At 69.8% G+C, this 19,845-nt stretch carries 20 protein-coding genes; 8 read left to right on the plus strand and 12 right to left on the minus strand.

All coding sequences use genetic code 11. The features are described from left to right. Window positions 1–72: 72 nt before the first annotated feature. A complete protein-coding gene (locus FBZ87_RS13105; RefSeq protein ID WP_145610756.1) occupies window positions 73–921 on the minus strand; it encodes an ABC transporter permease in 849 nt (282 codons plus the stop codon). Window positions 922–925: 4 nt separating this feature from the next. Further along, a complete protein-coding gene (locus FBZ87_RS13110; protein ID WP_246134384.1) occupies window positions 926–1,765 on the minus strand; it encodes an ABC transporter permease in 840 nt (279 codons plus the stop codon). Between the two features lie 156 nt (window positions 1,766–1,921). On the opposite strand from FBZ87_RS13110, the gene FBZ87_RS13115 reads away from it, so the two are divergent. Continuing rightward, window positions 1,922–2,530, plus strand: coding sequence for a regulatory protein RecX (locus FBZ87_RS13115; protein WP_145610757.1), 609 nt, complete (start codon window positions 1,922–1,924; stop codon window positions 2,528–2,530). A 26-nt stretch (window positions 2,531–2,556) separates the two neighbouring features. Here the strand turns inward: FBZ87_RS13115 and FBZ87_RS13120 are convergent, their stop codons facing one another. Next, a complete protein-coding gene (locus tag FBZ87_RS13120; RefSeq protein WP_246134385.1) occupies window positions 2,557–5,073 on the minus strand; it encodes a mechanosensitive ion channel domain-containing protein in 2,517 nt (838 codons plus the stop codon). Between the two features lie 327 nt (window positions 5,074–5,400). Here FBZ87_RS13120 and FBZ87_RS13125 point away from each other — a divergent pair, with 327 nt between their 5' ends. Both FBZ87_RS13125 and FBZ87_RS13130 read left to right on the plus strand, forming a co-directional pair. Beyond that, a complete protein-coding gene (locus tag FBZ87_RS13125) occupies window positions 5,401–6,123 on the plus strand; it encodes a sulfite oxidase-like oxidoreductase (RefSeq protein ID WP_145610758.1) in 723 nt (240 codons plus the stop codon). 111 nt (window positions 6,124–6,234) lie between these two features. After that, complete coding sequence (locus FBZ87_RS13130; protein ID WP_145610759.1) at window positions 6,235–6,756, plus strand: glutathione peroxidase; 522 nt, start codon at window positions 6,235–6,237, stop codon at window positions 6,754–6,756. 50 nt (window positions 6,757–6,806) lie between these two features. On the opposite strand, the gene FBZ87_RS13135 is transcribed toward FBZ87_RS13130, so the two are convergent. Continuing rightward, window positions 6,807–8,846 (minus strand): sensor histidine kinase, encoded by a 2,040-nt coding sequence (locus FBZ87_RS13135; RefSeq protein WP_145610760.1) that lies wholly within the window; start codon window positions 8,844–8,846, stop codon window positions 6,807–6,809. A gap of 165 nt (window positions 8,847–9,011) precedes the next feature. Here FBZ87_RS13135 and FBZ87_RS13140 point away from each other — a divergent pair, with 165 nt between their 5' ends. Further along, entirely contained in the window at window positions 9,012–9,350 is a 339-nt protein-coding gene (locus FBZ87_RS13140; protein WP_145610761.1) for a DUF1289 domain-containing protein, read from the plus strand. 14 nt (window positions 9,351–9,364) lie between these two features. On the opposite strand, the gene FBZ87_RS13145 is transcribed toward FBZ87_RS13140, so the two are convergent. The 5 genes from FBZ87_RS13145 to rsmI all read right to left on the minus strand — a co-directional run bounded on the left by FBZ87_RS13145 (window position 9,365) and on the right by rsmI (window position 13,351). Then, entirely contained in the window at window positions 9,365–9,577 is a 213-nt protein-coding gene (locus FBZ87_RS13145; RefSeq protein ID WP_040848069.1) for a hypothetical protein, read from the minus strand. A 277-nt stretch (window positions 9,578–9,854) separates the two neighbouring features. Next, window positions 9,855–10,805, minus strand: a complete 951-nt coding sequence (gshB, locus tag FBZ87_RS13150; protein ID WP_145610762.1) for a glutathione synthase — start codon at window positions 10,803–10,805, stop codon at window positions 9,855–9,857. A 118-nt stretch (window positions 10,806–10,923) separates the two neighbouring features. Next, window positions 10,924–11,817: a SirB1 family protein gene (locus tag FBZ87_RS13155; RefSeq protein WP_246134386.1), complete on the minus strand. Its 894-nt coding sequence runs from the start codon at window positions 11,815–11,817 to the stop codon at window positions 10,924–10,926. A 141-nt stretch (window positions 11,818–11,958) separates the two neighbouring features. Continuing rightward, window positions 11,959–12,348, minus strand: coding sequence for a YraN family protein (locus tag FBZ87_RS13160; protein ID WP_145610763.1), 390 nt, complete (start codon window positions 12,346–12,348; stop codon window positions 11,959–11,961). Continuing rightward, window positions 12,335–13,351 (minus strand): 16S rRNA (cytidine(1402)-2'-O)-methyltransferase, encoded by a 1,017-nt coding sequence (rsmI, locus tag FBZ87_RS13165; protein ID WP_145610764.1) that lies wholly within the window; start codon window positions 13,349–13,351, stop codon window positions 12,335–12,337. The genes FBZ87_RS13160 and rsmI overlap by 14 nt, the downstream gene beginning before the upstream one ends. A 37-nt stretch (window positions 13,352–13,388) precedes the next feature. Between rsmI and FBZ87_RS13170 the strand changes: the two genes are divergently transcribed. Continuing rightward, window positions 13,389–14,738 carry a penicillin-binding protein activator gene (locus FBZ87_RS13170; RefSeq protein WP_145610765.1) on the plus strand — a complete coding sequence of 450 codons (1,350 nt, stop codon included), beginning with the start codon at window positions 13,389–13,391 and terminating at the stop codon, window positions 14,736–14,738. A 19-nt stretch (window positions 14,739–14,757) separates the two neighbouring features. On the opposite strand, the gene FBZ87_RS13175 is transcribed toward FBZ87_RS13170, so the two are convergent. The 3 genes from FBZ87_RS13175 to FBZ87_RS13185 form a co-directional block, all read right to left on the minus strand. Next, entirely contained in the window at window positions 14,758–15,054 is a 297-nt protein-coding gene (locus FBZ87_RS13175) for a hypothetical protein (RefSeq protein ID WP_145610766.1), read from the minus strand. Between the two features lie 153 nt (window positions 15,055–15,207). After that, window positions 15,208–15,999, minus strand: coding sequence for a zinc ABC transporter permease subunit ZnuB (gene znuB / locus FBZ87_RS13180; protein WP_088870477.1), 792 nt, complete (start codon window positions 15,997–15,999; stop codon window positions 15,208–15,210). Then, a complete protein-coding gene (locus FBZ87_RS13185) occupies window positions 15,992–16,822 on the minus strand; it encodes an ATP-binding cassette domain-containing protein (protein WP_211106939.1) in 831 nt (276 codons plus the stop codon). Before FBZ87_RS13185 ends, znuB begins: the two co-directional genes overlap by 8 nt. Window positions 16,823–16,989: 167 nt before the next feature. Here FBZ87_RS13185 and FBZ87_RS13190 point away from each other — a divergent pair, with 167 nt between their 5' ends. From FBZ87_RS13190 to FBZ87_RS13200, 3 genes are read left to right on the plus strand one after another with little or no spacing between them, the layout of a single operon-like run. Next, entirely contained in the window at window positions 16,990–17,952 is a 963-nt protein-coding gene (locus FBZ87_RS13190) for a zinc ABC transporter substrate-binding protein (RefSeq protein ID WP_145610767.1), read from the plus strand. 49 nt (window positions 17,953–18,001) lie between these two features. Next, window positions 18,002–18,802: a 4-hydroxy-tetrahydrodipicolinate reductase gene (dapB, locus tag FBZ87_RS13195; RefSeq protein WP_145610768.1), complete on the plus strand. Its 801-nt coding sequence runs from the start codon at window positions 18,002–18,004 to the stop codon at window positions 18,800–18,802. Further along, window positions 18,802–19,746: a DMT family transporter gene (locus tag FBZ87_RS13200; RefSeq protein ID WP_145610769.1), complete on the plus strand. Its 945-nt coding sequence runs from the start codon at window positions 18,802–18,804 to the stop codon at window positions 19,744–19,746. The genes dapB and FBZ87_RS13200 overlap by 1 nt, the downstream gene beginning before the upstream one ends. Window positions 19,747–19,845: the final 99 nt, after the last annotated feature.

Raw genomic sequence — 19,845 nt, forward strand, 5'->3', positions numbered from 1 at the left:
AGCGGTCATTCCGCTAAAATCCCCGCCGCGCCAAGGACTTATGGTCCCAGGCCCGTGTTCTTTCGGGGAATATCAATTCCGCAGGCGGTAGCCGCGGTGCAGCAGGGTACCGGCGATGGCCAGCAGCGCGACGTTCACGGCCACCAGCACCAGGACGGCCAGCGCCGCCTGGTCCTGCCCCTGCCCCAGGAAGCCGATACGCACGCCATCGATGGCGTAGTAGATGGGATTGGCCTGGACGATGGCGCGCAGCACCCCCGGCATGCCCGCCACCGGAGCGAACAGGCCGGACAGGAAGATCAAGGGCGTGAAGACGAAGGTCATGGCCGCCGACAGATGGTCCCACTTCACACTGATGAGGCCGGTCAGCACGCCGAAGGTGGCCATCATGGACGAGCCCAGCACCACGAACAGCAGCACCAACGCGGGATCGGCCATGGGCGCCTGCCAGAAGACGAGGAACCCCACCCACACGGCGGCCCCGCTGGCCACACCGGCGGCCATGGCGGAGAGGACATAGGCGGCCAGCATCTCGGCCGCGCCCACCGGCGCCATCAGCTGGTCCAGGATGGCGCCCTCCATCTTCGCGTAAAGGATGGAGAAGGAGGGGATCTGCACCGACTGTGTCAGCAGGGACAGGGTCACCAGGCCGGGCACCAGGAAAGCCAAGATGGCATCGCCCTCGGGCGTGCCGCGCTTGTCGCCCAGGCCGAAGGCGAAGACGGTGAAGTAGAGGGCGGCGGACAGGCCGGGCGCCACCAGGAACAGCATGGCCAGCTTGCGCAGGCGCTTGATCTCCCGCCCCAGCAGGGTCAGGAAGCCCAGGGTGTTGAAACGGCCATGGTGACGGCGGCGGTCGGGCCGGTAGGCCCCGGCCGGCAACGGCGTTTCGGCACCCACCCCGTCCACCGGCATGTCCATGGCGTCAGGCCTTCAGCTTGTAGCCGGTGGAAACCATGCGCAGGGCCACCAGCCAGAGGACGAGGTTGATGCCCAGCATCACGGCGATGCCGGTGCCCAGCGTGCCGTCGGTGCGGCCGATGAAGCCGTAGCGGAACCCGTCGATGAAATAGAAGAAGGGGTTCACATGGGCCACGGTGTGGAAGAAGCGCGGCGCGCTGTCCAGCGTGTAGAAGGTGCCCGACAGGAAGGACAGGGGCGTGATCACGAAGTTGGTGATGGCCGCCATGTGGTCGAACTTATCCGCCCAGATGCCGCCGATGAGGCCCAGCAGCGACAGCAGCATGGAGGCCATCACGGCATGGAACAGGACGTAGAAGGGCGCGTGCAGGCCCAGCGGCACCACCAGCTGGATGACGATCCAAGTAACGAGACCCACCATCAGCCCACGCACGATGCCGCCGGTGACGAAGGCGGACACGAACTCGAACGGCGACAGGGGCGGCATCAACACATCGACGATGTTGCCCTGAACCTTGGACACGAGCACGGAGGACGAGGTGTTGGCGAAGGCGTTCTGCGCCATGCCCATCATGATCAGGCCCGGGCCCAGGAAGCGCAGGAAGGGCACGTCGCCCACCATGCGCACCACGCCGCCCAATGCCAAGGCGAACACGGAATAGAACAGCAGCGTCGTCACCACCGGCGCGGCGATGGTTTGCACCCAGACCTTCAGGAAGCGCCGTATCTCCCGCTTCGTCAGGGTGGTGAAGCCCACCCAGTTGATGGCGCCCAGGGCCCGGGGAGCCGGGACGGGCGTCGCGGCGGCGATGCCGGACAAGGGGGACTGCTGCAGCATGGTCATGGATTTAAGGCGCCCGTGCGGAAGGGTCCGGGGATGTGCCCCGGCAAGGCTGGGCCCGACCTTAACGCCGCGCCCCCCATCCGGCAATATGAGCGGCATCACAGGGGCCGGCACAACGATGGCGTGGCGGCGTTCCTCGGGGCTACCATGGCCGGCATGACCGACGATCTTTTCGACCCGCCCGCCCGCCCTGCCCCTCGCCAGCCCGCCCAGCGCCGGGGCCCGAGGCGGGTCAGCGCCGCCTATCTGGAGCGCGCCGCCCTGCATTACCTGGAGCGCTTCGCCGCCTCCACCGCCGCGCTGCGCCGCGTGCTGATGCGCAAGGTGGACATGTCGGCAGCCGCCCACGGCACAGACCGGGCGCAAGGGGCGGAGTGGGTGGAGGCGCTGATTTCCCGTTACCAGCAGAGCGGCCTGCTGAACGACCGCGTCTACGCCGAGGGCCGCGTGGCCAGCCTGCACCGCCGGGGTGGATCCACCCGCACCATCCGTCAGAAGATGGCGGCCAAGGGCGTGGACGCCGATCTGGTCGATGCCGCCTTGGGCGAACTCGCCCGCGATCTGGGTGATGCCGAGGAAGGCTCGACAGACCTGCGTGCCGCCCACGCCTACGCCCGCCGCCGCCGGCTGGGCCCCTTCCGACCTGAGGCGGAGCGGGAGGCCAGGCGCGACAAGGACCTGGCCACCCTGGCCCGCGCCGGCTTCGATTTCGACACCGCCGCGCGTATCGTGGACGCGGCCGATCCGGACGAAATCCTCGGGTGACGCCGCCCCTCTAACCGGGAAGGGCCTCAGACCGGGAAGGGGATGCCCTCGGCGTCGAAGCGCAGCTTCAGGCGGCGGTTGAACTCGCGGCCCACGGCCAGCTGGCGGCGGGGGCGGGTCTTGATGCGGAACTTGATCTTCACCGCCTTCTCGGCGAATTCGCTGACGCCCAGGATTTCCAGGGGCGCCAGGATGGCGGGGCCGAACAGGCTGTCGCTTTGCAGTTCCTCGCCGATCTCGGTCATGATCTGGGTGGCCCGGTTCAGGTCGGTGGCGTAGGCGATGCCGAAATCGGCGGTGAAGTAGCTGTAGTCCTTGGTCAGGTTGGAGATGCCGGTGACGGCGCTGAACGGCACGGTATGGACCGCACCGCTGTCGTCGCGCAGGCGGATGGTGCGGATGGTCAGTCCTTCCACCGTGCCGGTGTAGCCGGCCAGCGTCACGGAATCGCCGACGGAGATCGTATCCTCGAACAGGATGAACAGGCCGGTGATGACGTCCTTCACCAGGGACTGCGAGCCGAAGCCGATGGCGACGCCGATGACGCCGGCACCGGCCAGCAGCGGGGCGATGTTGACCCCGATCTCCGCCAGCACGGTCAGCCCCACCATGACCAGCAGCATCACCAGCACGGCGTTGCGCACCAGGGGCAGCAGGGTGCGGATGCGGGCGCTGCGCTCCACCAGGCGGCCGTGGCGGTCGGTGGTGTTGAGGTAGCGTTCAATGCCGCCGCTGACCAGTTCCCACACGATCAGCGCGAAGATGACCATGAGGACGATGGTGAGAAGGGAGGCGCTGGCCCGCTGGCCGAAGGGGGTGCTGAGCCAGCCGAAACTGTCCACGCCCCAGGCCTGCAGCACGGTCAGCAATCCCGCCAGCCACACCACCACCTTGGCGCCCCGGTGCAGGATGGGCAGATAGCGGTTGGCGCGGGATTCCAGCAGCGGATACTGGCGCTTCAGATCATCCGGGATGGCGAAGCCGCGCCGGATCAGGCGGTCTATCCCCTCCATCAGGAGGCGGGCCACGATCAGGGTGACGACGCTGATCAGGGTGGCGCGGGAAACGAAGCCGAAGCCGCCCTTCACCTCCAGCGCCCAGATGCCGTAGATGGCCACCAGATAGACGATGGCCAGGATGTGCCAGACTTCCGCCAGGCGGCGCCGGACCAGCCCCCAGGCGGTCGGCGCGGGCGGGGGGGTGGCGACCATGGGGCTGTCGCCGGAGATTTCGGCCGCCAGTTGCGCCTCAAGCGCGCCGTCATCATGCGGGTCTTGCGGCAGCAGGGGGTCCCGGCCCCGGATCCAGTCCGCCACGCTCTGCCGGTTCTGCAGCACCAGGATTACCAGCATGATGCCGACGATCAGGCCCACCACCTTCAGCAAGGCCATGTAGGGGCGATAGGGCAGGCCCAGCTGATAGGCCACCTGCGCCACGAAGTAGCCATAGACGGCGGTCAGGGCGATGCGGCGCACCCAGATGTAGATGTAGTGCGCCGTCTCATCCCCCACGGGGAGCAAGCGTAGGGAAGGGGCGCCCGGCGACAGCAGGAAGCGGGCCGCCAGCGTCGCGCCCTGCACCAGCAAGCTGGACACGATGATGCCCAGCGCCGCCGTGGAGGCGGGCTTGGGCGGATGGGTCAGGGTCTGCACGCCATAGGCCGCCAGGGCGAAGGCCACCATGGGCACGATGTCCAGCAGGGTGCGGGTCAGCAGCAGGCCCAGGCGCACGCCCCAGTTCCGGGGCTGGCGATGTTCCAGACCCCGGCGCGGGCGCGCCAGCAGCCAGAATGTCGCCAGACGGGCGACATAGCCGGCGATGACCACCAGCAACACCTCACCCAGCAGGATGCCCCACTGCACACGCAGGCGGGGATCGGACATCTGACGGTCCAGCCAGCGGTAGGCCTTGGGCAGATCCAGCAAGGCCTGGCCGGCGGCCGCGATCTCCTCGCTGAATTCCTCGATGCGGTCTGACAGGGCGTCCAGCATGCGGGCACCCAGCGCTTCCACCTCCGACTCCTGCGCCGGCGCAGCAGGAGTGGCTGCCGCGGCAGGAGCCGTGACGGGGGCCGTGACGGGAGAAGGGGCTGGGGTGGAAGCTGGGGCGGAGGTGGCACCGGGGTTCGCGTCGGCCAACAGCTTCAGCTGGGCGATCAGGGCATCGCGGCGCTGGGGGTCTTGCAGGGTCTGGAGCAGGGCAGCCGCCTGGGAAGAAGCGGCAGCCGAAACGGCATGGCTGGCGGGGGGCGAAACGGGCACCGGCACGGGAACGGCCACCGGCTCCTTGGCCGCTTCCCCGTGCGGGGTCTGCGCGTCATCCCGCGCTTTCCCATCCGCGTCCCCACCCGCATCCGGTGGCCGCTGATCGGTCGGCGGCTGGTGGGCCTGGGCCAAGTCGGTGGAGGATGGGTCGGGCGAAGATGGGTCGGCGGGCGCGGCCGCGGGCGCGCCCTGCGCCGCCCGGGCGGGCGGCATCGCGGGCGACAGCAGCAGGGACGCCAGAAGCGCCAGGGAAACGGCAAAAAGGGCTTTCCGCATCATCCGCAACAATCGGGTGGGTGTATCAAGGGCCGGGGACCAGGGGTCCAAGGATCAAGGAAGGGGCCGAACGTTAACCTTAAAGGGTAGGACTGCCAACGGCCGGACGAGGGATGTTGCCGTAAAGCATAGGTCCCGAAGCACAGTTCCCGCCAAAATTGCCGCTGCATGGTAGGCAGGCGGGGCGGGGCGCACTATCCTTAAGATTGTGGCGGCGGCGCGGCATGTGGACCCGGCGCCCACGATTTGACACAACGTTTCCCCGTGATTCCCGCGGGCACCCGGCCAATTCCCGGCCGCCCCCGGCTGATTATGTGAGTAACCCGGCGCATGGCCACGGACAGTCCCGACGACACCATACCGGATGCCGCCCTGGGCGCCGATGACCACAAGACCCCTGAGAGCAAGTTGGTGGCGACCAAGCGCGCCTGGGCGCGCGACGGCCGGCTGCTGACCGGCGCCCAGGCCGACCGGGACCGGACCGACCCTGCGGCGGCCCGCCCGCGCCTGCCACCGGGACAGCGCCTGGTGACCAACTGGCCGGTGCTGGACCTGGGCATCCTGCCGGACGTGGGCACCGACGACTGGACCCTGACGGTGGACGGGCTGGTGGACCATCCCCTCACCTGGCGGTGGGCGGATTTCCAGGATCAGCCGGCGTTCAGCGACACGTCCGACATCCACTGCGTCACGTCCTGGTCGCGTTATGACAACCAGTGGCGGGGCGTTTCCGCCGACCACATCGTGGCGCTGGCCCGGCCCCAGGCGGACGCGGCCCATGTCCTGCTGCACAGCTATGACGGCTACACCACCAACCTCAACCTGGCGGCGTTCAGCGCGCCCGATGTGCTGCTGGCCACCACCTGGCAGGGCCAGCCCCTGACGCGGGAACATGGCGGGCCGGTACGGCTGGTGGTGCCCCAGGCCTATTTCTGGAAGTCGGCCAAGTGGCTGCGCCGCATCCAGTTCGTCAACGACGACACGCCAGGGTTCTGGGAAGTGCGGGGGTACCATAACGAGGGCGATCCCTGGACCGAACAGCGGTACGGTTGAGACCTGTAGATGAGCCAGAACAGTTTTCCCCGCATGGCCCCCCGCGCGGCCGATCGCACAGCCTCTTTCGCGCCGCCCCCGCGCGCCCCTTCCAATTCCCAGGTCAGGCCCATGGAGCAAACGAAGACGCGGGAACGGCTGAACGCCCACAGCTTCACCTTTCCCAGCCTGACCGGGGATGGAACCATACCGCTGGGCGCCTTCAAGGGCCGACCGGTGCTGGTGGTGAACACGGCGTCGGCCTGCGGCTACACCCCGCAATATGCCGAGCTGCAGACGCTGTGGACCCGCCTGCGCGGCCGGGGCCTGGTGGTGGTGGGCGTGCCGTCCAACGATTTCGGCGGGCAGGAGCCTGGCAGCCCGGCGGAGATCGCGCAGTTCTGCGCCACTACCTACGGCGTGGATTTCCCCCTGACGGCCAAGCAGACCGTGATCGGCCCCAACGCCCACCCCTTTTTCCAGTGGGTGGTCAGCAGCGTGGGGGAAGCAGCGGGCCGGCCGCGCTGGAACTTTCAGAAGCATCTGATCACGCCCGACGGGCGGCTGGCGGAAATCTGGCCATCCCCCGTGCGCCCCATGGCCGACGTGGTGCTGGAAAGCATTCTCGGTCTGCTGAACAAAGCCGGGCTCTGAGCGCTACGGCCCCCGCCGGTGCGGGTCCCCGGTGACGGGACCGGTGACGGTCAGTTCGCCGCGGCCACCAGCCCGATGTCCGGCCACACCCGGTCGGCGGGCATGATGACACGGGCGATGGTGCCGGTACCGGGCTCGCTCTCGATCTCCAGCTTGCCGTCGTGCAGTTCCACCAGGGCACGCACCAGGGGCAGGCCCAGGCCGGCGCCGCCGGCGGTGCGGGTCAGCGGGTTCTCGATCTGGCGGAAGGGTTCCAGGGCGCGGCCGATGTCTTCCGCCCGCATGCCGATACCCGTATCGGCCACGGTGATGACCAGGCGGCCGTCGCCGTCGACCACGGCGCCCAGGGTGACGGTGCCGCCCTTCAGTGTGAATTTCACAGCGTTGGCCAGCAGGTTGGACAGCAACTGCTTCAGCGCCACCTCGTCCGCGCGCAGGCGGGGCAGGAAGTCGGCATAGTCGGTCTGCAGATGGATGCCGCCGCGGATGGCCCGTTCCTTCACCACCCGCAGGCAGGAGGCGAAGACGCGCGGCAGATCCACCATGTGCTCGTTCAGCTCACGCTTTCCGGCCTCGATCTTGGACAGGTCCAGGATGTCGTTGATCAGGTCCAGCAGCATGCGACCGCTGTCGTGGATGTCCTTGGCGTATTCGGCGTAGGCGGGGTTGTCGATGGGGCCCAGCGACTGGCTGCCGATGATCTCGGAAAAACCGATGATGGCGTTCAGGGGCGTGCGCAGCTCATGGCTCATGTTGGCCAGGAATTCGGTCTTGGAGCGGCTGGCGAATTCCGATTGCTCCTTGGCCAGACGCAGCGCCACCTCTGCCCGGCGGCGGTCGGTGATGTCGTCGGCCGTGCCCTGTATGGCGTAGGCGCGGCCCGCCCCATCCAGCAGCACCCGGGCGGACAGGGATGCCCAGAGGGTGCTGCCATCCCGGCGGCGGATCTCGGCCGCGAAATCCTGGATGGCGCCACGGTCCATGACCTCCCGGGGAAATTCCACCCGGGGGCGCGGATCGACGAACAGCTGCGTCCAGGCGTCGGTCAAGGTGGTCGCCAGATCCTCTTCCGAGGCATAGCCCAGCATGCGCACCAGGGCGGGGTTGGCCGACAGGATGGCGCCCCCGACGGTGATGGTGAACATGCCCTCAACCGCGTTCTCATAGATGTCGCGGTACTTCCGCTCGCTGGCATGCAGCACGGCGTTGGCCTGTTCCAGGCTGCCCATCAGCACGGTGCGGTCATGGGCGCGGCGGCGGCTGACCATCAGCACCAGGCTGACGCCGAAGGTCAACGCGAAGCCGAAGACCAGCACGGCCTCCACCTCCCACGACTGGCGGGCCAGGCCGGCCACCAGGTCGCCCGTCATGTCCAGCCACCATACCCCGTCGCCGATGGAGAGGGCGCGGCTGAATTCGGAGGTGGCGGTGGCGGTATGCCCCGTCTGGACGAAGGCGGCCTCGCCCCCGCGCGACCGCAGGCTGAGCCGGGTCCATAGGGCAGGATCGGCCTGCCCCTCCATGCGCAGGGTCAGCAGGTCGCGCAGGTCGATGCGGGCCACCAGCGCCATCCCACCACTGGGCGCGCCACTAGACGCGCCGCTGGGCGCCACCCCGGATGTGGACCGCGCCAGCAACAGGTTGGCGCCATCGGCGCTCAGGCGCACGGTGACGCCCTCGGGCGAAAGCGGGAGGTCGGCCATGTCGGCCGGCGCGATTTCGGCCCCTATGGGACCAGTGCGCAGTATGCGACCGCCCGGCCCCACCCAGGACACGGCCCGGATCTCGGGCCGGAGGTCGATCAGCAGGGCCACCTGGCGGTCGAATTCCGCCGGGGAGGGGTTGGCGGTCAGGAAGTCGCCCTCCGCGCCTAGGGTGGCGGCGATGCGGTCCAGGCGTTGCTGCACGTGGCGGCTGCGGGCGTCGGCCTCATCCGCCAGCCGGGCCTGGGCCACGCCCGACAGCATGGAATGGACGTAGAATGCGGCCAGGACGGTCAGGACAATACCGGAGAGGGCGGCCAAAATCGGGCCGCGGGTCAGAAAAAAGACGGCCGGGCGGCGACGCCGCGCGGTCTCCAACACCGACATCCTGGCAATACCTCTCCGCTTCCCCTTGGGGCCACATCCCCTGCGTCCCCTGGGCGCCCCCGGCGGCTTCGCAAGCGCGCAGGATAACCCTATTCCTAACCCCAAAGATACAACGGCGGGTTAACATCCTGTCAGAAAGTGTAGGATGGCGTAGGAAAGGCGGCCATGGGAAAGGGCGACACGATACGTCCGCCGCCGCTATATCTGACATTCCCGCAACCGACCGGCGCCGACACCGTGACCGATAGCCCCATCCCCTCCACCGGCCCCGATCCCAGGGTTCCCGATCCGGACGATTACGTGGCCAGCCCCTGCACCCGGGTCTGCCGCATCGACGCGCGCAACGGCTTGTGCGCCGGTTGCCAGCGCACCTTGGAAGAGATCACCTTGTGGGGCGGGATGACGCCGGACCAGCGGCGCGCGGTGCTGGCCACCCTGCCGGAGCGACGCAAGGCCAGGCGCACCATGGTCCGCTGGCGCCACGGCAGCCAGCCGGGGACGTAAACGTAAGGGACGGGTCAGTCCGTCCGGTTATCCGGATCGTCGCCTTCGGCGAAAGCGCGGGCGCCCCACATGAGGCGTTCGATCTCACGGATACGGTCGCCCTGGCGACGCAACCGTTCGGCATTGACGACATTGCCGCCCGGCGCCCCATCGGGGCCCGAGCCCCTGGAAGCCCTGGGTGCCCGCTTGGGGCTATCCTCCCCGCCGAGATCGTCCGCGCCAGCCATCGACCGCCTCATCGACCGGACGCCGATGCCGTGCCACCGGCGCCCTCTGGTTCATGCAAGTATCACGAAGCGTATCATGGCCCTGGGCGACCCGCATCCCGGAAAGCCCGCCAAATCGTTCGGACAGGGTGATAATAAGTAGACGGTGTGACCTGATTTCAACGGTCCCCCGACCCCTATTTCCGCAGTGGGCTGCACCTGGCGTTTCCAGCGGCGGAAATGTCACACCAACGCCGCCGAGCCACCCGCCGCCCGAGCCACCCTGGGCCCCATGGCTTCACCGTGACGCGGCGTACCGCCGCTCGATGGCGTCCCACAGAGTGGACTCGATGGCGCCGCCGTTCAGACGGTTGATCTCCTGGATGCCGGTGGGGCTGGTCACGTTGATCTCGGTCAGGTAGTCGCCGATGACGTCGATGCCCACGAACACCAGGCCCTTGTCGCGCAGCACCCCGCCGATGGTGGCGCAGATTTCGCGTTCGCGCTGGGTCAGGTCGGTCTTGGCGGCGCTGCCGCCGGCGTGGAAGTTGGCGCGCGCCTCGCCCTCCTGCGGCAGGCGGCTGACGGCGCCCACCGGCTCGCCATCCACCAGCAGGATGCGTTTGTCGCCCTGGCGGATTTCCGGCAGGTACTTCTGCACGATGACGGGCTCGCGATAGAGCTGGGTGAAGGTCTCCAGCAGGGCGCCCAGGTTCTCGTCATCCGGCTTCACATGGAAGACGCCCGACCCGCCGTTGCCGAACAACGGCTTCACGATGATGTCCCTGTATTCGCGACGGAAGGCCAGGACCTCGTCCTTGGCGCTGGTGATCAGCGTGGGCGGCATCAGGTCCGGGAAGTGGGTGACGAACAGCTTTTCCGGCGCGTTGCGGACGGAGGCTGGGTCGTTCACCACCAGGGTCTTGGGATGGACGTGTTCCAGCAGGTGGGTGGCCGTGATGTAGGCCATGTCGAAGGGCGGGTCCTGGCGCATCAGCACCACGTCGACGCTGGCCAGATCCAGCGTCTCGGCCGGGCCGAAGGTGTGGTGGTTGCCCCGTTCCCGCCGCACCTGCAGGGGCCGGGCGGTGGCCACCAGGCGGCTGTGGCGGAAGGCCAGATCCTGGGGCAGGTAGTGATAGAGGGTGTGCCCCCGCCGCTGCGCCTCCAGCGCCATCATGAAGGTGCTGTCGGTATCGATGTTGATGGAGTGCATCGGGTCCATCTGAATGGCAACGGACAGGCTCATTCTCATCTCCCCCACCCCGGCGGTCCGGCGGTGCTTGGCTGGCAAAGGATAGGATTGTCTCCCGCATGGATCGGCCCGGCTGCGGCGCCAATCACACGGGGGGTGAATAAAGGTCGGCTCAATTCAGGCGATTGCGCAAATGCTGCACCAAGGTGGCCGCCTGGTCCAGCAACTGGGCGGAGGTGCCGGCGCGGGTTCCCAAGTCCAGGAAGGTCTCGAACGCCGAGATGGCGGTGGTGATATGGCCCAGCTGGGCCTGCAACAGGCCAGATTCGCGCCACAGGGCCACTTGGCCCGGGGCCATCAACAGCATGGCCTCCACCGCCTCGGCCGCCAAATCGGGCCGTTCGCCGCGCATGTGCAGCAGCTTCACATTGTTATGCAGGCGCAGGAGGACATCACGGTTGCCCACGGGGGCGTAGTGGTCCGGTTCCAGTTCCGCCGCGGCGCCCGAGGTCTGCTTGATCAGGTCGCGCAGGTCCACCACGCTCAACACCCGGCCGCCGCCGAAGGGATCGATGATGGCGCGGTCGCCACCGTGATCGAGGCGGATGAGGAAATGGCCGGGGAAATTCAGGCCCACCATGTGCCAGCCCTGGGCGCGGGCGGCATGCATGTAAAGGATGCCCAACGCCACCGGCAGGCCCCGGCGCCGATCGATGACCCGCGCCAGGTTGGCGTTCTGCAAATCCTCATAGGTGGCGCTGTCGCCCTCATAACCCATGCGGTCCACCAGGGCGCCGCGCAGCGCGTCCAGGCACTCGTCCAGGGTCAGCGCCTCCGGCGCGCGGCCGGCCGTCAGCCTGGCCACGGCGGCCGAGAGAGCGGTGAGATGCCGGCGGTAAGGCGCCAGGGCGGTGTCGCCGCTGGACAGGGTCGCCAGCGCCAGGGCAGTTTCCGCCAGGTCGATATCCTCATCACGCATCTGGCCCACGGCGCGCAGCAGCGCGCGGGCGTGCGCCTGGCCCTTGCCGGCGCGGGTGCTGCGATTCTGGGACCCCTGGCTGGTCACGGATTGGATGCTCCCTCCGGCATCGGCCCTGCGGCGCCGGGCTTTGGGGAGCCAGGCTTTTGGGGAGATAGCGCATCGCCGGGGCCGGTGTCGACCACCAATGCCGCCGGACCCTTCAATGACCCGGTATGGAACGCGCCGTCAGGAGGGCCGCCAGGCATCCGGCTGATGCAGCGGCCAGCGCCGGGGCCGGACGATCATGAGGTCGAAGCGGATGGCGTGGCGCGCCAGCCGGGGCCGGGCGGCGACGTAGAGGCCGGCGGCCCGTTCCAGCCGGCGCCATTGCGCCAGGCTGACGGCCAGGTGGCCCAAGTCCTCCGTCGGACGCGCCTTGACCTCGACGATGGCCAGCAGCTCGCCCCTGGCCGCCACGATGTCGATCTCCCCCGCCGGGGTGCGGCAGCGGCTGGCCAGCACGCGGTAGCCCTTCAGCCGCAGGGCCAGGCGGCACCACGCCTCCGCCCAGCGGCCCAGGCGCTCGCCGGAGCGGCCCTTCAGCGTCTTTCTTGCCAGCCGCTCAGCCCGCGTCATCTTTCGAAATCTCGAGCGCCCGTTGGTAGACCTGCTTGCGGGGGGCGCCGCTGGCCTCCGCCACCGTGGCGGCGGCGTCGCGGACGCTGAGGGTGCGCAGGGCGGCGCGCAGCAGGCCGTCGATATCGACCTCTTCGCCGGCGGCGTCAAGCGGCGGGCCAATGACCACCACCACCTCGCCCTTGGGCGGGCCGTTCTCGGCATAGTGGGCGGCGAGCCCAGGCAGGGTGCCGCGCCGCACCTCCTCGAACAGCTTGGTCAGTTCGCGCGCCACCGCCACCTCGCGCCCGCCCAGCACCTGGGCGGCGTCGGCCAGCAGATCGGCCAGGCGCTGGGCCGACTCGAACAGCACCAGGGTGACGCGCACCGGCGCCAGTTCCTCCAGCGCGGCCCGGCGGGCGCCGGTCTTGTTGGGCAGGAAGCCCGCGAACAGGAAGCGGTCGGAGGGCAGCCCCGCCAGCACCAGGGCGGTCAGGGTGGCGCTGGCACCCGGCAGATGGGTGACGTAAAGGCCCTGGTCGCGCGCCTCGCGCACCAGCTTGTAGCCGGGGTCGGAGATCAGCGGCGTGCCGGCGTCGGACACCAGGGCGATGGCCTCGCCCGCCGCGATGCGGGCCAGCAGCTGGGGCCGCATGCGGGCGGCGTTGTGCTCGTGATAGGGCAGCAGGGGCTTGCGCACCTGGTACCGGGCCATCAGCTTGGCCGTCACACGGGTGTCCTCGCAGGCGATGGCATCGACGCCCTTCAGCGTTTCCAGCGCGCGCAGGGTGATGTCGCCGGCGTTGCCGATGGGGGTGGCGACGACATGCAGGCCAGGCGGCGGTTTACGCGCGAGGGCGCTGCCGCTAGGCTCTGCCCCGTCCCCGTCCGGCGGGATGTCCCCGTCCGACGGAACGTCATCGTATGGATCGTTGCCGACGTCGACATCATCGACAGGGCCGGCGTCGACATCGTCGACGGGGCCGGCAACGATATCGTCGACAGGCGGTTGCTGCGGTTTCATGGGATCAACGGGTGGGTTTGCGATGAAGTATGCCGGGATGTCCGCCACGACGGCGGCGGCCAGGACCGCAGCGACGCTGCTGACGCTGGCCTTGCTGGCGGGCTGCGCCAGCCAGCCCACGGTAACGGCCCCGCCGCGCGCCGCGCAAGCGCCGCAGCAGGCGCCCCAGCCGCAGGCAGCCCAGCCCCAGCCCGAGGCGGCCCCGGCCCAGACGGAAGCGGCCCCCGCCCCGGCCACGGTGCCCGCGGATGAGACGGTGCGCGTGGCCCTGTTGCTGCCCCTGTCGGGCAAGGCCGCCAGCCTGGGCGAGGCCATGCAGCAGGCGGCGCAGATGGCGCTGTTCGACACGGCCGACAGCCATTTCCAACTGCTGATCCGCGACACCAAGAGCACGCCAGAGGGATCGGTGGCCGCGGCGCAGGACGCGCTGGCCGCCGGCGCCACCCTGCTGATCGGCCCGGTCTACGGCGTGGACGCCAAGGCGGTGACGCCGGCGGTGGGCACGGTGCCGGTGCTGAGCTTTTCCAACGACGCGACGGTGGCCGACACGCGCGCCCCGGCGGGCGGCACCTGGGTGCTGGGCTTCCAGCCGCAGGACCAGGTGGCCCGCGTGGTCAGCTACGCCGCCAGCCGCGGCCTGACCCGCCTGGCGCTGCTGGCCCCGGTGGGCAGCAACGGCGACATGGTGGAGCAGGCCATGCGCGACGCCGCCGCCAAGGCGGGCGCCGACGTCACCCGCGCCGCGCGCTATCAGCCCACGCAGAAGGACGTCAGCGACACCATCAAGCGGCTGTCCAACTTCGATCAGCGCCACGCCCAGATGGCGGCGGCGCGCGAGGCCACCGCCAGCAAGGACGGAAAACCCGGCCCCGCGGTGGAGGATCTTTCCTTCCAGGCCATCCTGATCGCCGAGGGCGGCCAACGACTGAAGGAGGTGGCGCCCCTGTTGCCCTTCTTCGACATCGACCCCGGCCCCGTGCGCTTCCTGGGCACCGGCCAGTGGGATGAGCCCGGCATTGGACGCGAGCCGGCCCTGGTGGGCGGCTGGTACGCGAGCGCCGCCCCCGACGCGCGCCAGGGTTTCGAGAAGCGGTTCAACGACGTGTACGGCCAGCGCCCGCCGCGTCTGGCCACCCTGGCCTATGACGCGACCGCCCTGGCCGCCGTGCTGGCCAAGGGCCACAAGGCCTATGTGCGGGAAAACCTGACCGACCCCAACGGGTTCGCCGGCATCGACGGGGTGTTCCGCCTGCTGCCCACCGGCCAGGTGGAGCGGGGCCTGTCCGTACTGGAGGTGACCAAGACCGGCGTGACCGTCGTGGATCCGGCACCCACCAGCTTCACGCCGGCGGCGGCCCCGGCGCCCAGCCCGAACACCGGGTCATAAATCGCTTACCGGGACGCCTTTACCGGGATGCAGTGCGCGGCGCGTCCATATCCAGGTAAAAGCCGTCCAGGTCGGCGCTGTCCAGATCGGGAAGACCGAGGTCGGCGGCCAAGTCCTGGGCCAGGGATCGTCGGGTGGCGGCGGCGGCCAGTTCGAACCAGGCGAGGCGGGCCACGCGGCTGGCGGCCGAGTGGTCGGTGTCGCGGCGCAGTTCCCCGGCGATGAAGCCTTGGCTCATTGAGCCGGCGGACGCCTGCGCATAACCGGCCTTCATGCCGGCGGGGGAGAACCGATCCAAACCATGCTCCATCGTCATGTCTGCCACACACCAGGTGGGCGTCGGTTCACGTGCTGTTAATTAGATAGTGACCGAAATGACGCGGCGCGGGTAGAAAAATTATGCTTAAAAATTAGTTAAAACGGTGTGCGACCGCGAACACGGCACCACCTGCGGTGGCCGGCGACTTTCTCAACGGGTCCCGCCCCTTGGGAAAAGCTGGGACAGGAGGAACAACGCGGCCGCAGCAACCACCACCGCCGGTCCCGCCGGCAGGTCGGCGCGGAAGGAGGCGCCCAGGCCGCCGCAGACCGACAACGCGCCGATGGCAGCGGCCAGACCGGCCATGATTTCCGGCGTACGGGCGAATCGGCGGGCGCAGGCGGCTGGGATGATCAGCAAGGCGGTGATCAGCAGCACGCCCACCACCTTCATGGCCAGCGCGATGGTGGCGGCCATCAGCATCATGAAGCCCAGCTGCGTGGCCAGCACGGGCACGCCCTCCACCCGCGCCAGATCCTCGTTCACCGTCATGGCCAGCAAGGGGCGCCACAGCCAGGCCAGCAGGGCCAGCACCACGGCCCCGCCACCCCAGATCCAGGCCAGGTCGCCACCGCTGACGGCCAGGATGTCGCCGAACAGATAGGACATGAGGTCCACCCGCACCGTCTGCAGCAGGGCCACGGCGATGAGGCCCAGGCTGAGCGTGGTGTGGCTGAGCAGGCCCAGCAGCGTATCGGTGGCCAGCTTGCGCTGGCGCTGCATCAGCACCAGCACGCCGGCCAGCGCCAGTCCCACCAGCGCCACCGCCAGCATTAGGTTGATGCCGGCGACGAAGCCCAGCGCGATGCCCAGCAGGGCGGCATGGGACAGGGTGTCGCCGAAATAGGCCATGCGCCGCCAGACGACGAAGCAGCCCAGCGGTCCCGCCACCAAAGCGACGCCGACGCCGCCGGCCAGGGCGCGCAACAGGAAATCATCCATGGGGGTGCTGGTCCTTGGGGGGGGACCTGTCCTTGGGTCCGGGCTCGTGCGTGTGCTGGCAGCCGGGCGTGGCGGCGCCATGGCTGTGCGGCCCGGCGGCGGACAGCCAGGCCGGCATGGCCAGCGGATCGATACCGAACAGGGCCTGGAAATCGGGATGGCGGCGCACATCCTCCGGCCGGCCGGCGCAGCAGACGTGGCCGTTCAGGCAGATCAGGCGGTCGGTGCCGGAAATGGCGTAGCTTAGATCATGGCTGACCATCAGCACGCCACAGCCGTGGCGGCGGCGGATGGCGTCGATCAAGGCGTACAGGGTGGCCTGGCCGGCCACGTCCACAGCCTGCGCCGGTTCGTCCAGCACCAGCAGGTCGGGCCGGCGCAGCAGGGCGCGGGCCAGCATAACCCGCTGCGTCTCCCCGCCCGACAGGGCCTGCACCGGGCTGTCGGCCAGGCTGGCGGCGCCCACCTCGCTCAACGTCTCATCCACCGCCGCGTCGGTCACCGGGCCCCAGAGAGCCAGCAGCCGCCGCACGGTCAGGGGCAGGGTGGCGTCCACGGCCAGGCGCTGGGGCATATAACCGATGCGCAGGCCAGGCTTGCGCCACACCGTGCCGCCGCTGGGCCGCTGCAGCCCCAGCACAGCGCGCAGCAGGGTGGACTTGCCGGCGCCATTGGGCCCCACCAGGGTCACGACCTCGCCAGCCGACACCGCCAGGTCCACCGACTGCAGCACCGTGCGCCGGCCGAACTGCACCGTCAGGCTGGTGGTCTTGATAAGCGCCGCCTCGGGCGACATCTCTGGAAACTCTGCGTCGGACGGCATGGGCCCTTCCTGGCGGGGGAACCGGTCCCAGGTTCCAAGACGCCTGCGACACGGGTATGCGTGCCCCCCGGCTTTACGGCATCCGGACCGACTTGACAAATGTTATAGTATAACATTGCATGTTGGGGCGCTCGTGTCCCCGGCGCCTATCACCCGGTTGGTATTCCATGTTCCCCTTCCGCATCCTGTCCCTGGTCGCCCTGCTGTGGCTGGCGTTCACCGTCCCGTCGCGGGCGGACGCGCCCACGGCGCCCAAGGTGGTGGCGAGCGTGAAGCCGGTGCATTCCCTGGCGGCGGCGTTGATGCAGGGGGTCGGCCAACCCAAGCTGTTGGTCGACGGCACAGCCAGCCCGCACAGCTTCAGCCTAAAGCCCTCGGACGCCGGCGCCCTGTCCCAGGCCGACATCGTGTTCTGGATGGGACCGACCTTGGAGCCCTTCCTGGTGAAGCCGCTGGCCAGCCTGGCCCGGGGCGCCCACATCGTCACCCTGATCGAGGCGCCGGGCCTGCGCCCCCTGGCCCTGCGCAGCGCCGGCGCCTGGGCGGATGGCGAGTCCCACCAGGATGGCCACCCCCACTTGGTGCCCGCCGCCGTGGGTGGGGCCGCCGACAACCAGATCGATGGCCACGCCTGGCTGGATCCCGCCAACGCCAAGGCGATGGCCCGCGCCATGGCCGACGCCCTGATCCAGCGCGACCCGGCCGACGCCGCCCGCTATCGCGACAACCTGGCCGCCCTGCTGCGCAGCCTGGATGCCTTGGATGCGGAGATCGGCGCCATCCTGGCGCCCGTGAGCGCCAAGCCCTTCGTCGTCTTCCACGACGCCTTCCATTACCTGGAGGCCCGCTACCGTCTGGACGGCGTGGGCGCCATCACCTTGAACCCAGAGGTGCGGCCGGGTGCCGCCCGCCTGAGCCAGCTGCGCGCCCGCATCCAGGCCTCCGGCGCCACCTGCGTCTTCGCCGAGCCACAGTTCGAGACGGCGCTGATCGGCGCCCTGATCGACGGAACCCAGGCCAAGCGCGGCGTGCTGGACCCCGAAGGCGCCCTGCTGCCCGCCGGGCCGGACCTCTACGCCACCCTGATGCGCGCCAACGCCCATGCCCTGGCGGGGTGCCTGGGCGGGTAAGCTGTGTTAAGACCGCCCCACGGAATTTCTGGCGGGTGGGGATGACATCATGCGGATCGGGATCGTGGGCTGCGGCGGCCGGATGGGCCGCATGCTGATGCGGGAGGTGCTGGGCACCCCCGGCGCCACGCTGTCCGGGGGCACCATGCGCCCCGGCAACCCCGACCTGGGCCGCGACCTGGGCACCCTGTCGGGGCTGGACCCCGCCGGCATCGTCTCCACCAGCGATGTGGACGCCCTGTTCGCCGCCAGCGACGCGGTCATCGACTTCACCACCCCCGCCGGCACGGCCGTCCACGCCGCGCTGGCCGGCCGCCACGGCACCGCCCTGGTGGTGGGCACCACTGGCCTGGCGCCCGACCAGCAGGCCGCCATCGACGCCGCGTCCAAGACGGCCGCCCTGGTGCAGGCGCCCAACATGAGCCTGGGCGTGAACCTGCTGCTGGCCCTGGTGGAGGACGTGGCGCGCACCCTGGGGCCCGATGTCTGGGATATCGAGATCGTGGAGATGCACCACCGCCATAAGGTGGACGCCCCCTCCGGCACCGCGCTGGGCCTGGGCCGCGCGGCGGCGGCCGGTCGCGGCGTCGACCTGGCGGCCGTGTCCGACCGGGTGCGCGACGGCCACACCGGCGCGCGCGAGGCCGGGCACATCGGCTTCGCCACCCTGCGCGGCGGCGATGTGGTGGGCGACCACACCGTCATCTTCGCGGCCGAGGGCGAACGTATCGAGCTGACGCACAAGGCCGGCAGCCGCGCCATCTTCGCGCGGGGTGCCGTGCGGGCCGCGATCTGGGCCGGCGGCAAGGCCCCCGGCCTGTACACCATGCGCGACGTGCTGGGCCTGTAATGACCGACGCCGCCGCCGAGCTTTCCGCCCCATCCAGCCGCTGGGCCCACCCCGGCCTGAGGGGAGCGTTCTGGGGGCTGCTGGCGGTGGCGGTGTGGGCGGGGTCCTTCGTCATCACCCGCATGGGCGTGAAGGCCGGCCTGAACGCCTTCGACCTAGTGGCCCTGCGCTTCGCCACCGCCGGCGCCCTGATGGTCCCCATCCTGCGCCGCCGGGGCCTGGCCTTCGACCGGCTGGGCCTGGGCGGCCTGGTCCTACTGGTGGCGGGGTCGGGGGCGCCCTATGCCCTGATGCTGGCGGCCGGCGCCCGCTACGCCCCGGCCTCGCACGCGGCGGCCCTGACCCCCGGCCCCATGGCGGCCATGACCGCCCTGCTGGGCGCCCTGTTCCTGCGCGAGCGCCTGCCGGTCATCGGCTGGGCCGGCGTGGGCCTGATCCTGGGCGGCAGCGCCTTGATCGGCGGGCCCAGCCTGTTCAGCGGGTCGGGTGAAGGGGCGGCCCTGGGCCATGCCCTGTTCCTGGGCGGGGCGCTGGTGTGGGCCATCTACGTCATCGTCCTCAGGCGCAGCGGCGTGGGCCCGCTGCATGCCACCGCCATCGTCGCCACCGGGTCGGCCCTGCTGTACCTGCCGCTCTATCTGCTGGTGTTGCCCAAGGGCGTGGGCCAGGCGGCGATGCCCGACATCGCGTTGCAGGCCATCTACCAGGGCTGCTTCACCACCCTGGTGGGCCTGGCGGCCTTCAACCGCGCCGTGGTCCTGCTGGGCGCCACCGGGGCCGCCGCCCTGCCGGCCCTGATCCCCGTGGTCACGCTGGGCCTGGGCGCCCTGATGCTGGGCGAGGCGCCCAGCCTGGCGGAGACGGCCGCCACCCTGCTGATCGGCGGCGGCGTGCTGGTCACAACGCTGGCGCGCAATCGCCGTCCACCACCCTCAAAAACTTAAAGTCTCAAAGACTTAATTGACCGCCCCGGATCGCGGCGCGACAGTCGGGGCGGGAGAAACCACCGCCTCGGATGCCATGCCGTGAAGGAAAAAGAATTG

It is taken from the genome of Nitrospirillum amazonense (assembly GCF_007828035.1).
Lineage (GTDB): Bacteria > Pseudomonadota > Alphaproteobacteria > Azospirillales > Azospirillaceae > Nitrospirillum > Nitrospirillum amazonense.

Excerpts from the sequence above, each read along its gene's own strand:
- FBZ87_RS13120 (WP_246134385.1), bottom strand. The coding sequence starts at position 5,073 with ATGATGCGGAAAGCCCTTTTTGCCGTTTCCCTGGCGCTTCTGGCGTCC.
- FBZ87_RS13185 (WP_211106939.1), bottom strand. The coding sequence starts at position 16,822 with ATGCCGTCCGACGCAGAGTTTCCAGAGATGTCGCCCGAGGCGGCGCTT.
- znuB (WP_088870477.1), bottom strand. The coding sequence starts at position 15,999 with ATGGATGATTTCCTGTTGCGCGCCCTGGCCGGCGGCGTCGGCGTCGCT.
- FBZ87_RS13190 (WP_145610767.1), top strand. The coding sequence starts at position 16,990 with ATGTTCCCCTTCCGCATCCTGTCCCTGGTCGCCCTGCTGTGGCTGGCG.
- FBZ87_RS13130 (WP_145610759.1), top strand. The coding sequence starts at position 6,235 with ATGGAGCAAACGAAGACGCGGGAACGGCTGAACGCCCACAGCTTCACC.
- FBZ87_RS13115 (WP_145610757.1), top strand. The coding sequence starts at position 1,922 with ATGACCGACGATCTTTTCGACCCGCCCGCCCGCCCTGCCCCTCGCCAG.
- FBZ87_RS13160 (WP_145610763.1), bottom strand. The coding sequence starts at position 12,348 with ATGACGCGGGCTGAGCGGCTGGCAAGAAAGACGCTGAAGGGCCGCTCC.
- rsmI (WP_145610764.1), bottom strand. The coding sequence starts at position 13,351 with ATGAAACCGCAGCAACCGCCTGTCGACGATATCGTTGCCGGCCCCGTC.
- FBZ87_RS13105 (WP_145610756.1), bottom strand. The coding sequence starts at position 921 with ATGGACATGCCGGTGGACGGGGTGGGTGCCGAAACGCCGTTGCCGGCC.
- dapB (WP_145610768.1), top strand. The coding sequence starts at position 18,002 with ATGCGGATCGGGATCGTGGGCTGCGGCGGCCGGATGGGCCGCATGCTG.
- FBZ87_RS13175 (WP_145610766.1), bottom strand. The coding sequence starts at position 15,054 with ATGACGATGGAGCATGGTTTGGATCGGTTCTCCCCCGCCGGCATGAAG.
- FBZ87_RS13200 (WP_145610769.1), top strand. The coding sequence starts at position 18,802 with ATGACCGACGCCGCCGCCGAGCTTTCCGCCCCATCCAGCCGCTGGGCC.
- FBZ87_RS13125 (WP_145610758.1), top strand. The coding sequence starts at position 5,401 with ATGGCCACGGACAGTCCCGACGACACCATACCGGATGCCGCCCTGGGC.
- FBZ87_RS13140 (WP_145610761.1), top strand. The coding sequence starts at position 9,012 with ATGGGAAAGGGCGACACGATACGTCCGCCGCCGCTATATCTGACATTC.
- FBZ87_RS13170 (WP_145610765.1), top strand. The coding sequence starts at position 13,389 with ATGTCCGCCACGACGGCGGCGGCCAGGACCGCAGCGACGCTGCTGACG.
- FBZ87_RS13135 (WP_145610760.1), bottom strand. The coding sequence starts at position 8,846 with ATGTCGGTGTTGGAGACCGCGCGGCGTCGCCGCCCGGCCGTCTTTTTT.
- FBZ87_RS13145 (WP_040848069.1), bottom strand. The coding sequence starts at position 9,577 with ATGGCTGGCGCGGACGATCTCGGCGGGGAGGATAGCCCCAAGCGGGCA.
- FBZ87_RS13110 (WP_246134384.1), bottom strand. The coding sequence starts at position 1,765 with ATGACCATGCTGCAGCAGTCCCCCTTGTCCGGCATCGCCGCCGCGACG.
- gshB (WP_145610762.1), bottom strand. The coding sequence starts at position 10,805 with ATGAGCCTGTCCGTTGCCATTCAGATGGACCCGATGCACTCCATCAAC.